Origin of the sequence: Staphylococcus sp. HMSC070D05 (assembly GCF_001815595.1) — a bacterium.
GTDB classification, from domain to species: domain Bacteria; phylum Bacillota; class Bacilli; order Staphylococcales; family Staphylococcaceae; genus Staphylococcus; species Staphylococcus hominis.
Window position 1 is genome coordinate 36,797 of record NZ_KV821087.1, and the last position, 12,415, is coordinate 49,211.

General features: G+C 30.6%; 14 protein-coding genes. 5 read left to right on the forward strand and 9 right to left on the reverse strand.

The annotated features are described in order from the left end of the window. Window positions 1-147: 147 nt before the first annotated feature. The 9 genes from HMPREF3046_RS00175 to HMPREF3046_RS00215 all read right to left on the reverse strand — a co-directional run bounded on the left by HMPREF3046_RS00175 (window position 148) and on the right by HMPREF3046_RS00215 (window position 8,853). Window positions 148-2,187 carry a cation:proton antiporter gene (locus HMPREF3046_RS00175; protein ID WP_070715448.1) on the reverse strand — a complete coding sequence of 680 codons (2,040 nt, stop codon included), beginning with the start codon at window positions 2,185-2,187 and terminating at the stop codon, window positions 148-150. A 193-nt stretch (window positions 2,188-2,380) separates the two neighbouring features. Next, window positions 2,381-2,881: a Na+/H+ antiporter subunit G gene (locus HMPREF3046_RS00180; protein WP_070715450.1), complete on the reverse strand. Its 501-nt coding sequence runs from the start codon at window positions 2,879-2,881 to the stop codon at window positions 2,381-2,383. Further along, on the reverse strand, window positions 2,856-3,158 hold the full coding sequence (gene mnhF2 / locus HMPREF3046_RS00185; protein ID WP_002449139.1) for a Na+/H+ antiporter Mnh2 subunit F: 303 nt from the start codon (window positions 3,156-3,158) through the stop codon (window positions 2,856-2,858). The genes HMPREF3046_RS00180 and mnhF2 overlap by 26 nt, the downstream gene beginning before the upstream one ends. After that, the gene (gene mnhE2, locus HMPREF3046_RS00190) at window positions 3,155-3,637 is read right to left on the reverse strand and encodes a Na+/H+ antiporter Mnh2 subunit E (protein WP_064207206.1); all 483 of its coding nucleotides are present in this window, start codon (window positions 3,635-3,637) and stop codon (window positions 3,155-3,157) included. The genes mnhF2 and mnhE2 overlap by 4 nt, the downstream gene beginning before the upstream one ends. After that, window positions 3,634-5,133, reverse strand: coding sequence for a Na+/H+ antiporter Mnh2 subunit D (gene mnhD2 / locus HMPREF3046_RS00195; RefSeq protein WP_064207214.1), 1,500 nt, complete (start codon window positions 5,131-5,133; stop codon window positions 3,634-3,636). Before mnhD2 ends, mnhE2 begins: the two co-directional genes overlap by 4 nt. Beyond that, window positions 5,123-5,470: a Na+/H+ antiporter Mnh2 subunit C gene (gene mnhC2, locus HMPREF3046_RS00200; protein ID WP_002448875.1), complete on the reverse strand. Its 348-nt coding sequence runs from the start codon at window positions 5,468-5,470 to the stop codon at window positions 5,123-5,125. The genes mnhD2 and mnhC2 overlap by 11 nt, the downstream gene beginning before the upstream one ends. After that, window positions 5,467-5,892, reverse strand: a complete 426-nt coding sequence (mnhB2, locus tag HMPREF3046_RS00205) for a Na+/H+ antiporter Mnh2 subunit B (protein ID WP_064207207.1) — start codon at window positions 5,890-5,892, stop codon at window positions 5,467-5,469. Before mnhB2 ends, mnhC2 begins: the two co-directional genes overlap by 4 nt. Beyond that, the gene (locus tag HMPREF3046_RS00210; RefSeq protein ID WP_070715452.1) at window positions 5,879-8,281 is read right to left on the reverse strand and encodes a DUF4040 family protein; all 2,403 of its coding nucleotides are present in this window, start codon (window positions 8,279-8,281) and stop codon (window positions 5,879-5,881) included. The genes mnhB2 and HMPREF3046_RS00210 overlap by 14 nt, the downstream gene beginning before the upstream one ends. Before the next feature lie 14 nt (window positions 8,282-8,295). Then, the gene (locus HMPREF3046_RS00215; protein WP_070715454.1) at window positions 8,296-8,853 is read right to left on the reverse strand and encodes a tyrosine-type recombinase/integrase; all 558 of its coding nucleotides are present in this window, start codon (window positions 8,851-8,853) and stop codon (window positions 8,296-8,298) included. A 142-nt stretch (window positions 8,854-8,995) separates the two neighbouring features. Here HMPREF3046_RS00215 and HMPREF3046_RS00220 point away from each other — a divergent pair, with 142 nt between their 5' ends. The 5 genes from HMPREF3046_RS00220 (at window position 8,996) to sarA (ending at window position 12,339) form a co-directional block, all read left to right on the forward strand. Beyond that, a complete protein-coding gene (locus HMPREF3046_RS00220; RefSeq protein ID WP_064207210.1) occupies window positions 8,996-9,202 on the forward strand; it encodes a sigS mRNA-stabilizing protein SroA in 207 nt (68 codons plus the stop codon). Between the two features lie 33 nt (window positions 9,203-9,235). Continuing rightward, window positions 9,236-9,457 carry a DUF2922 domain-containing protein gene (locus HMPREF3046_RS00225; protein WP_064207211.1) on the forward strand — a complete coding sequence of 74 codons (222 nt, stop codon included), beginning with the start codon at window positions 9,236-9,238 and terminating at the stop codon, window positions 9,455-9,457. A 180-nt stretch (window positions 9,458-9,637) separates the two neighbouring features. Beyond that, window positions 9,638-10,564, forward strand: coding sequence for a DMT family transporter (locus HMPREF3046_RS00230; protein WP_064207212.1), 927 nt, complete (start codon window positions 9,638-9,640; stop codon window positions 10,562-10,564). 270 nt (window positions 10,565-10,834) lie between these two features. Continuing rightward, complete coding sequence (locus tag HMPREF3046_RS00235) at window positions 10,835-11,650, forward strand: efflux RND transporter periplasmic adaptor subunit (RefSeq protein ID WP_256278202.1); 816 nt, start codon at window positions 10,835-10,837, stop codon at window positions 11,648-11,650. Between the two features lie 314 nt (window positions 11,651-11,964). Next, window positions 11,965-12,339 (forward strand): global transcriptional regulator SarA, encoded by a 375-nt coding sequence (gene sarA / locus HMPREF3046_RS00240; RefSeq protein WP_002448898.1) that lies wholly within the window; start codon window positions 11,965-11,967, stop codon window positions 12,337-12,339. Window positions 12,340-12,415 lie beyond the last annotated feature (76 nt).

Here is a 12,415-nt window from a genome sequence, read left to right on the forward strand (position 1 = left end):
GATTGAGTAATGTGATTGTCTTCTATTATCTTACAATAAGGGGGATACACCTTAAATTTCAATTTTAAATTTTTCATTTATACTCAAAAAACCTAAGACACAGCGAGTTGTCTCAGGTTTTGTATTATTCATTATTGAATGATTAAATTAATCAGTTAAACTATCTACAATAACCATTTCATCATAGTTAATTGCCTCACGCAATTTTAAGGCTGTTGCTTCTGTAATTTCTTCATCACTAATAAGTTCAGTTAAAATACGACGTTGCTCTCTTAAAGCATTCAACTTAATTTTAGTAATTGAATCTTCAGAATGTGTGTTAAAGAAGTTAGATGGTGATAAGTTGTCTATTCTCATTAAATATCCATCGCATATCATACCCACTTCTAATTTATTGTCCTCATTTGCCTCCTCAACCAGTCGGCTTACTACATTATAATGGACTCTTTTATTGATTTTAGAAAGTTCCATTAAGTTTTCAGTAACACTTAATGAGGAAGCTGCATTTGTACGTGTGCGAATATGACGTTTCAAAAGTAATCCTCTCATTCCAACAATAATACGACGAATGAGTGAAGCTTGTCTATAAACTTGCGTACGTTCAGCAAAGCGCATATAGTTTTCTAACATACTTTCAGTAATGTCGCCTTCATCTGCTAATTTTTCAAGCGTTTTTGTTTCTACATTAAAAGCAATCCGTTGTAAACGTTCAAGTTCTTTTGAGTTCTCGTCATCTTTTTCTACTGATTTTAGGAAAGTCAATTTATCATGATACTCTTTAATGACATTTCCATAACGATAACTTGTCTCATAAGATGAACGTTTATTTAAGTAATCAATCACATGTTCTAAAATGTAAATCCTTGCCTCTTTAAAATTCATACTTCCTATTTTAGGTTGAGGTGCATTTTTCGTAACAAAAGGCAAAACAATTTGCGCAATTACTAAGCTTAAGATAACCATTCCTGAGGAAATAAAAAGTAAATCATTACGATACTTAAAAGCTTCATGATTTTCTAAATAGTAAGGTAACGTTAATGCAATTGCGAGTGAAATCGTTCCATGAACACCACAAAATGTCATAATTAACGCATACATACTTCGCTTAGGTGGCTTCTCTTTCGTACTTGTACTATCATCATTCATTAATTTTTGGAATGGACTGACTGATAGATAAAATAAAGGATATAGTACATAAACCCATATAAATCTAAATACATATACAGCCAATGCTACTAATAAAGTAATTCCTATTAAGAAAAGTAAGTTATGTGGTTCACTTTTAATAATTTTTACAATAACTTCCGGCACTAAGAAGCCAAGTATTGAGAATACGAAACCATTAAGTGCATAACCTAAAATATTCCACGTGTGGTTATAACTTAGTTGAAGGCGTGTACGTGTTTGAGAAATACGGTCACGTTCAAAACCATGAACAAGTCCAGCAACTACAGCAGCAATGATACCTGAAGCATGGAATAATTCTGCCACAAGATAGGTTACAAATGGTGTTAATAATTGAAGAAATACAAACATATTAATATTTTCAATACCACGTCGTGTTAACGTTAGACGGAATCGAACAAGTAATATACCGATTAACAATCCTACAATGGCCCCTCCTATTGAAGCAATTAAGAATTGTTGAATCGCTTCAAATAATGAGAAAGCGCCTGTAACGAGTATCCCTACTGCTATTTTAAATGAAATGATACCTGCAGCATCATTTAATAAAGACTCACCTTCTAAAATCGTCATTGCACCTTTTGGTAATACTTTACCTTGAGTAATAGCTTGCACTGCCGGAGCATCGGTAGGACAGAGAATTGCGGCAATCGCAAACGCTGCACCAATTGGTAAATCTGGCCATACTAAGTGAATAAATAACCCTACACCTATGACGGTAGTAATTACTAAACCTAATGCCATTAACATGACAGGTTTAATATATCGTCGTAAATGTACCCTAGATACATTAACACCTTCAACAAATAATAAAGGTGCAATGGTAGCTAGCATAAAGAGTTCAGAATCAAAATTGAATTCAACTGGTACAGGCAATATAAAGAGGATCATTCCTAATATGATTTGAATAAATGCAAGAGGTACTTTAGGAATAAAAGTATGAACAAAGGAGCTAACAATAACAACAGCTAGAAATATGAGAATCGTTTCAAATATTTCCAAACTTTCACCCCATTATTTCATATTTAATTTGAGATATAAGATACATTGTTATCTTATTTATTCTAAACGTATGTAGTTATTATCTACCATTCTTATGCTCTCAATTTAATATCAATTTTATCATTAAAATATATTCAGAGTAACTAACTTGCACTTTCAAAATAATTCACTTAAAAATTATTAAGATATACAATTATTCTTCTAAATCTTCAATATTTTTGTCACCTTGTTGTTTTCTTTCTTCAGATCTATGGTTTTTAATATCATAATACAGTTTTTCTCGTTGTTCTTCTCTTTTTTTAGCACGACTTTTTAACTCCTCACTTGTATTAAATTCTTTTGAACTTAATAAAATAGAAGATTGTCTTGGGGCATCATCTTTTCTATACATGTATGCTCCAGTTCGATAAGCTGCTCTAGCAACAAGGTGCATACCAACAGCAGATGTTAAATTAATAAAGACAATGGATAATAATAAACGAACACTAAAGAAACCTTGCACCGTCGTAAAGTATATTAATACCCCGATTAAAGTAAGTAATACAGAAAGCGTTGAGCTTTTCGTAGAAGCATGACTACGTAAAAAAACATCTTGAAATTTTACAATGCCTATTGCACTAATCACTGCAATAATACTTCCTAGAAAAATAAGGATAGACGCAATCAACTCAGTGACGCTTTTTATGAGTTCCATTGAATACCCGACCTCCTCCAATAAATCTAGAAATAGATACAGAGCTTACAAATGAAATGATCGCAATTAACATAATTGAATCTAAATACGCATCAGTACCATAAATCACGCTAACCACCCCAACAATGCACATAATTACAGCACTGGCTGCATCAAATGCTACGACTCTGTCTGCTGTGGTAGGACCTTTAATCAAACGAAACAATCCAATAATAAATGCAATACCAAATAATATTAAAGCTCCTGTACTAAAAAAGTTAGTCATCGCTTGGATCATCGTGACACCTCCATAATTAAACGTTCATATTGTTTAATACTTTTTAACAAATTAGCTTTTTCATTTTCAGAAATATCTATACTATGAATAAAAAATTTATTGGTTAATTTTGAAATTCTAATCACTGTCGATCCAGGCGTAATAATAATTAAAATGGTTAAAAATGTAATGCCCCAATCACTTTTTAACTCTGTTTCATATGTGAGAAGACCAGGATTCATATCTTTTGTTTTAAATAAAATATATTTAATGATACTAAGACTTGAAGTAATTAACTGATACAAATATATGGCTAAAAACTTAATAGCTACCCATATTTTTACTAAATAAAATTCTTGACCAAAGAATCGATGAAGTATATAAATGATAATTAATCCTATAAGATAGCCAGATACAAAGGTAGAGAATAAAAAAGAACCTTGGTCTTGAAAGAGTACCCATAGAAAAGCAATTAAGATATTCAATACAATTTGTCTCATTTATTCTCCTCCTTTAAATGTGGATTAACTAAGTGATGGAAGTAAGCATCATTTGTATTTAACTCTGTTGCATTTTTAGTAACATTCATAACAATTGGTGCCGCAAGACCCATCACTAGTACAACTACAGTTAGTATGCCAATCATACCTTTTCGATGAACAGGCAATGGGTTGTAATCAACTTGCTCGCCATCTGCATCTCCAAAGTACATAATAAATAGTATTCTAAATAGACTATACATTGCTAAAAGACTTGTTAAAATCATGAGCGCTAATCCAATATAATTACCATTTTGAACCGCACCTTGGAAAATAAGCACTTTACCAGGGAACCCACTAAATGGAGGAACTCCGCCAATCGCGAAAATCATAACGATAAATGCTACGCCAAAGAAAGGCTCTCTCTTTGCCAAACCATATAAATACTTATATTCTCTATAACCAGACATATAAACTAAACTACCAATAATAAAGAATAATAATGTCTTTACTACAATATCATTTGTTAGATAAAAAATAGCACCATGAATTCCAGCAAATGTATTTGATCCTAAGCCTAAAATAATAAAACCAATTGATAAAATAACTTGATATGCTGCAATTTTCTTTATGTCTTTAAATGCAATGACTCCAAAAGCACCGATAATCATCGTAATACAAGACATAAATACAAGTATGGGGTGTGTAATATTTGGATGTTGATCAAATAATAAAGTAAAGAAACGAATTAAAGCATATGCTCCCACTTTCGTCATTAAAGCTGCAAATAAAGCTGCGAGCTCAGTATTTAATACTGCATAAGCTTTAGGTAACCACATAAATAAAACTAACGATGCTTTTGAGCCAAATGCAATCATAAATACAATTGCAATGACCACTACCATTTCATTATTGTGAATATCATCTAAGCGTAATGCAACTTGAGAAAAGTTTAATGTCCCTACTAATTTGTAAAGTAAGCCAATACCTAATAAAAATAACCAAGAACCAATAATATTTAAAACAACATAGACAATGGCTGCTCTTAATTGTTCTATTGATTGTCCTAATGTTACAAGCACAAATGATGCAAGCAACATAATTTCGAACATCACATAGAGGTTAAATAAATCAGAAGTTAAAAAAGCACCAATCACACCGGTAGTTAAAAATAAAATAAATGTTGGTAAATAATAGCGATTCACACGTTCTTCAGCAGGTCCAAATCCATACGCCATAATTAAAGTCACTACAAAAGAAGCGACTGTTACCATGAGTAAACTTAAAGTATCACCTAAAAATTGAATACCAAAAGGTGCTTTCCAACCACCAAAATCTAAAGTGATTGGTTTATGATTCATCACATAAATCAATAAAGCTAGCGAAATAAGCGTATTAACCGTCATTGTTCCAATATATAAAATCTTCGAAACTCTATTTTTATTCTTCGTAAATACAAGTAATAATGCACAAAGAAGTGGTAAGAGAATCGGAAGGATTAATAAGTTACTGTTCATCATCTTCATCCTCCCTAAGCACATCAATTTCTGATTCTTTTGTAACACGATATGTTCGATAAACTAATACAAGTAAGAAAGCTGTCATACCAAATCCAATAACAATTGCAGTTAAAACAAGTGCTTGCAATAATGGATCGACATAGTTGGTATTTGAACCACGAATAAGCGGTTCTGTTACGTGGTCACTATAATGACCCATACTCATAATAATCAAATTACCAGCATGCGTATAAATCGAAATCCCTACAATAATACGAATTAAATTTAAAGATAATATCATGTATGTCGCTAAGAATACGAGAAATCCTATGATAAGTAATAAAATAAGATTCATGATTTACCCCCACTCAATGCCAACATAATTGTGACAATCACACCTACTACTGAAAGTACTATGCCTAATTCGAAAATCGTCACTGTAGTCATATGCATTTCATTAAATATTGGTAAATGAAGTGTAAATTCACTTTGATATAAAAATGATTTGCCAAAAAAGGTAGGCGCAATTGCTGTGATTAAAGAAATAAGTGCTCCAATAATCATTAATTTTCTAAAGTCGATAGGTAAACTATCCAATACTTTTTTTACATCGAAAGCTAAAAACATCAAGATAAAAGCTGAGCTAAAGACGAGACCACCAATAAATCCTCCTCCTGGATTATTATGACCTGCTAAATAAATGTAAAAACCAAAAGTAAGTAAAATGAATACAACAATTTTAGTTACTGTTTTTAAGACTACGTCATTTTCTTTCATCTTGACCCCTCCGATCTTTGTAATTTAATAATGTATAAATACCTAAACCAGCAATAATTAATACTAAACCTTCAAACATAGTATCAAGTGCTCTAAAATCACCTAAAATGGCATTCACAATATTTTTACCACCTGTGAGTTCTTTTGCATTCATATAATATTTAGAAATTGTTTCTAAACCATCACCTTGTTGTGCCATAAACACAAGTGTTACCACTGCGCCTGCAAAAATGAATGCTACAACAATTTTCATAATTTCTTTTTTCTTATCTGCTTTCTTACGTGAAATATTGGGTAAGCGTGAAAAACTAACAATGAATAATATTGTAGTCATCGTCTCTACTACAAGTTGTGTTAAAGCTAAATCAGGTGCTCTCATGATTAAATAAAATAATGCAACTGAATAGCCAATAATTCCATTTAATATTACCATCGTTAAGCGTTGTCTTATAAAGACAAGTGCTATACCAACAACACTGATTGAAATAGCAAGCAGTACTTCTAAAGGTCCAAAGTCAGTAACATACATTAGATGTAGTTTCGGAAATCCTACTCTTAAAAAACCATACGCTACAAATAGTGAAAACACTAAAAGCGTAATCACATTGTAGTAATTTAATCGGTTCGTCATTACGCCACGAATACTACAGGCAGCATAATGTTCAAATACACTATAAGCTTTACGATAGAAATTTGTAATAGATGCTGTTTTGATTAAGCGATGTGTTAAAACTTTCCAATTTACTTTTGTTGCTAAAATAATTCCTAAAATAATAACAATGATACTAAAAATAAGCGGTAAATTAATGCCGTGCCACTGGGATACATGTGGTGCCATCTTATCAACTTGGATACCTAAGTTTGTGACATTTCTTAATGCAGGTAAAACAATAGGATGTGTAAAGGTATTTGGGATAAAGAAGATAACAGGTAGCATCACAGCAAAAATCATTGCTGGTAAACTAAACAACCATGGCTCATGAATATGCTTTTTAGGAACCTCTTTTTCATTAAATTCTCCCCAATATGTTTCTTTTAGCATGTAAACTGCATAGACAAACGTGAATATACTTGAAATCACGCCTAATGCCACAATTATGATTGTTAAAATTAAACTAAATTGCTCTAATTCAATAGATTTAACTAAAGAATCAAAAAACATTTCTTTACTTAAAAAACCATTTAAAAATGGTACGCCCGCCATTGATAATGCTGCAAGCGTCATACTCACGTGCATTTTAGGAAAGAACTTTCTCATACCATTTAATTTTCTAATATCTCTTGTGCCCGCTTCATGATCAATAATACCTACGCCCATAAATAACGTACATTTAAATAATGCGTGATTCATGACATGGAACAGTCCTGCAAATAAAATTAATGTGTAAATTTTAGCCATTGGTCCACTTGGATGCTGCGCAATACCACCACCTAAACCAACCATTGTCATAATCATCCCAAGTTGACTAACTGTAGAATAGGCAAGAATTCCTTTTAAATCATATTGTCTTAAAGCTGTAAGAGATCCAAACATCATTGTGATTAATCCTACAAAAGTAACAATATAAATATAACTATTACTTAAGCCTAATACAGGTGTGAATCTAAAAAGTAAAAATATACCTGCTTTAACCATTGTTGCTGAATGTAGATAGGCGCTTACAGGGGTTGGCGCAGCCATAGCTTTAGGTAACCAAATATGAAATGGAAATTGAGCTGATTTTGTAAAAGCTCCAATAAGCATCATAATAATCATTGGAATAAATAAAGGATGCTCACTAATATGATGACCTTGCGATAAAATGTCAGTAATTGTATTCGTACCTGTCATTATGTACAACATAATAAAACCTGTTAATAATGCTAAGCCGCCAAATACTGTAATCATAAACGACTGTATTGCACCTAGCTGACTATTTGCATTACTATACCAATACGAAATAAGTAAGAAAGAAGAAACACTTGTGAGTTCCCAAAAGATATACATAAGGATGGTATTATTAGATATGACTATACCTAACATACTAAACATAAATAAAAGTAAGTAAATGAAAAATCTAGGTAAGTTGTCACCATTAGGCGTTAAATATTGAGTAGCGTAAAAGAAAACAGCTATCCCTATAATAGAAATAATTAAAGCAAACATTAATCCAAGTCCATCTAGTCTTAAATCTAAATTCAAATCAATGGCTGGCATCCAAGCTAGTTTAAAAGAAATAACTTTCTGATGAAGTACATTAGGAATTTGAGATAAGAAGTAAACAGAAGCAATCACTGGAGCGAATAGGGAAATATATCCTGCATAGCGTCTTAGAGGTCTAATAAATAAAGTGATTAGAACAATACCTATGATTAGTAAAAGTGCCCCTAGTAAATAAATTAAACTCATCAAAACCCTCCTTTTTATAAATTCAAAGCAATAATTGTATGATGATCTTCTTTAGGTGACAAACCAATAAATTTCAAAGTTTCATGCGTAGTCTGGTGTCCTAAATACTTTTGAATAATAGCTATAGATACACCTGATTTATAGGCATGATATGCAAAAGTTTTCCGAAGAGTAGTCAACCCAATATGTAAAAGGCCTAATTCTTCGGCTGCGTGGTGAATAATTCGATAAGCTTGCTGACGTGAAAGTTCTTTATGTGTACGAAGAGACTGAAATAAAAGATGATGATCTTTCAACTGATTTTCATAGATATATGTATCAATTTCATTTCTTAAATCAGAAGGAATCATAATTTTGATAAATGGGGCACCTTGTTGAATCCAAGCTGTCTTTATTTCTTTATTTTCCTTATTCTTTACATCTTCAACTTTAAGATGTAATAAGTCAGTAAGTCGCATACCTGTATGTATAGCCAATTTAAATAAAAGATAATCTCTGTCTGATTTCATTTGTAACACGTGATACATCTTCTTAATATCATTCTTTTTCTTAATAGGTTCTACATAATTCATTTATCCACCTCAATAAAGTTTCTTATTCAATGATATATCATATTTTAGTAACATTAAAATATTTCGCTCAATTATTTTCGGTTTCAAGTTACTTTTTTAAAAAATATTTTCGATATATAAAGTGTAAGGAGGTGAAAATAAGATGAACGAAATTACTCAGTTATCAGTTATTTGTACTCACGTTACACATGATACAAATGGAAAAGCCAAAGAAATTAAACGTCGATTTAATAACATTAATACACGTGCTTCTGAAGCAGACATCAAATCATTTGTAACAACAATTTCAAATTTAATTGAAGAATCTTTCGATAAAGTTGAAATTGTAAAAACTCAAGGTTTAGTTTAATGAATGGTTTTATTAAAAAAGGAGGTATGAACAATGTCAAAAACTTTAGAACTTATATTTAAGACAAATCTAAACAAAACAGCTAAGTTACAATTACCACAAATTTCGGCAACAATAACAGAATCTAATGTACAATCGGCAATGGAAAATATCATTAAGTTAGATGTTTTAAGATTTACTAGTGGCGCTCCAAGTAAAGTCGCTTCAGCGCAGATTGTAGATAAAACAACAACAGTTTTATTTGAATTAAATTAATTGACGTAGTAGACGTATGTTACAATGTCAAAATTTACTTAACGTCTTCTAAACAGTAGATTGAGAATGGATGAAGAGTTCTAAAAGAATTCTATCCGTTCTCTTTTTTAGTATAGAATTTTTTTAGAAATTTACGTATAATAATCGTATTTGATAGTAAAGACATGGGAGGAATTAAGTTTGCTTTTTCTATTTGTACTTGGAATTATTGCTGGTATGATGGTTCCTATTCAAACATCGATTAATTCTAGATTAGGTCGATTTACAGAATCATCTTTTTATGCCTCTACGATTTCTTTTTTTGTTGGAACTCTATTTTTATTAATACTCAATATCACTTTTAATATCCAAATGTTCTCAAGCTCATTTTATGCTGGTCACTCTATTGATTATCATTGGTGGGTTGGTGGCTTGCTTGGTGTATGTTTCTTAACGGGTAACTTATTACTCCTTCCAAGATTAGGTGCAGCACTTACGGTTGTGATGACAGTTGCTGGTCAAATCATAATGGGTGTTATGATTGATACATTGGGGTTACTTGGGGCCAATCAAACATCTTTTACTTTTTTAAAAGGTGTGGGGATTATTGTTTTATTATTCGGAATTCTTCTTATGAACCATATACCTAAAAATAAACTTAAAGATAAAAGAAATATCTCACTTTATATTTGGTTGTTAATTGGCTTTATTTTCGGATTTGCGCCTCCGCTACAAACTACAATCAATAGCGGGCTTTCAAAGCAAATGCATTCTTCTTTATTCGCTGCACTAGTTTCTTTTACTGTTGGAACTATTGCCTTATTTATTCTAACAATAATATTTAATAGAAGTTTAAAAATTAAACTATCACAGCAACATCTCGGTCGTATTAAACCGCTTTATTTTATTGGTGGAATTTTAGGCGTCATCTTCGTTACATCTAATATTATATTAATGCCCTATTTAGGTGCTGCTCTTACAACTATTGTCGCAATGCTTGGCCAAATGATAATGGGTGTCATTATTGATCACTTTGGCATCGGTGTACCTAAAAATGAAATGACTTTCCGTAAATTTATAGGATTAATCGCTATAGCAATTGGTATTGTTTTATTACGTTTATTTTAATTGCTACTAAAATCAAATCTTTATCTAAATTTTCGTCTTCTTAATGAAATAATTGAGAAGACTTTTTTGATGTCATCATTTAATTATGTTGTATTTAGCTCCAAACTTGTATAATAAATACATATTAATGTTTAGAGGTGATTATATTTGAAAAAGTTTTTATCCCCCTTACCAATAATGGTAACCCTCCTTCTCCTTCTTATTATTTCGTTTGGATTTTATATTTATTCTAAGATTCCCAAAACGACTCATTTAAACAAAATAGAAACGATGACTGTAAAACCACATTATTCTCTTTCTTTTCAAGGCGTTCAGCAAGCTAAACAAAGTTATACACTTTATTATGAGCCCTCATTAGGTATTAGTTCAGATATTCTAGTAAAAAATAACGAAACTATATCTAAAGATACACCAATATTTAAATATTATAGTCCACACATTGAAAAATATATTCTTGCAAAAAAAAATCTTTTATCTTCAATACAACATTCAAATAAAATATCCTCCGATAACTTCAACCAACAAGTTCAACTATCTAATGATATACTCAATTTACAGCAACAACTTCAAACACACATTTATGCTCCTATTAAAGGTCGAGTCACTCTACTTCATCCTTTTCCTTCAAAATCTCATACCGAAATTATGCAAATTAATAGTGATGAACGAATCATTCGTGCTAAAATCAATGAATCTCAACTTAAACAACTTAAACATAATCAACTTGTTCAAGTTTCTATTAAAAATACTAGGCAATTTGAAGGAAAAATTTTATCTATTTCTTCTATTCCTTATAAAACTGAGCCATCTTCCTCTTTTTATTATGTAAATATTTCTACAGATCCTTCCTACCCTATTGGATACCATTTTGATCTTCATTTAGGAACAACAGAATATGAATTACCCAATAAAGTCATTTACAATAAAAATTATGTTCTAGTTATACATAATAAAAAAATTATAAAAAGAAATATTAAATATATTAAAAGTAAAAAAAGTGGGTATATTACGGTATCCAATGGATTAAGTATTGGAGATAAAGTTATTACACATCCTTCTGCATCTTTATTAGAAAGTACCGAATAATCTTTCACTTTAGTATATTAAACTTTAATTTTATAATATGGAGCATCATAATAATTGTTCTTAATTAAATCTTTTATAAAATTTGCTTATTTTTATAAACAAAGTATTAATTAATCAAAACATTGTTTTATTAAGTGCATTTTCGTTTACTTTCTAATTTTATTTAGTTATAATTAACTAAATAATATAGAATTAAATTAATTTATTTATTCTTAATTATTAATAGCTTTTTAAACTAATAGATGACGTTATATATAGATAAATTTAACGGATGCATAAAAAATAGAGAGAATATTAGTTGGGGAGGTCTTAAAATGGCTATTTCAAAAATCAATGACTGCTTTGAATTATTAGCAATGATTACTTATGCAGATAAATTAAAAAGCATTATAAAAAAAGAGTTTTCAATCAGCTTTGAAGAATTTGCTGTTTTAACTTATATTAGTCAGAGTAAAGAAGAAGAATATTATTTAAAAGATATTATTAATCACTTAAACTACAAGCAACCTCAAGTAGTAAAAGCAGTGAAAAATTTATCTCAAGAAGATTACTTCGATAAAAAACGTAATGAGCATGATGAAAGAACAGTATTGATTCTTGTAAATGCAACGCAACGTACAAAAATTGATGAGCTACTTAATAGAGTTAACAAACGAATCGAAGAAGCTAATAAAGAAACAGAATTATAATAGTAAACTATAAAGAGACTAGGACTTAAAAAACCTAGAATAATAGAGTCCGGGACATAAAGTATCTGGATAAGTG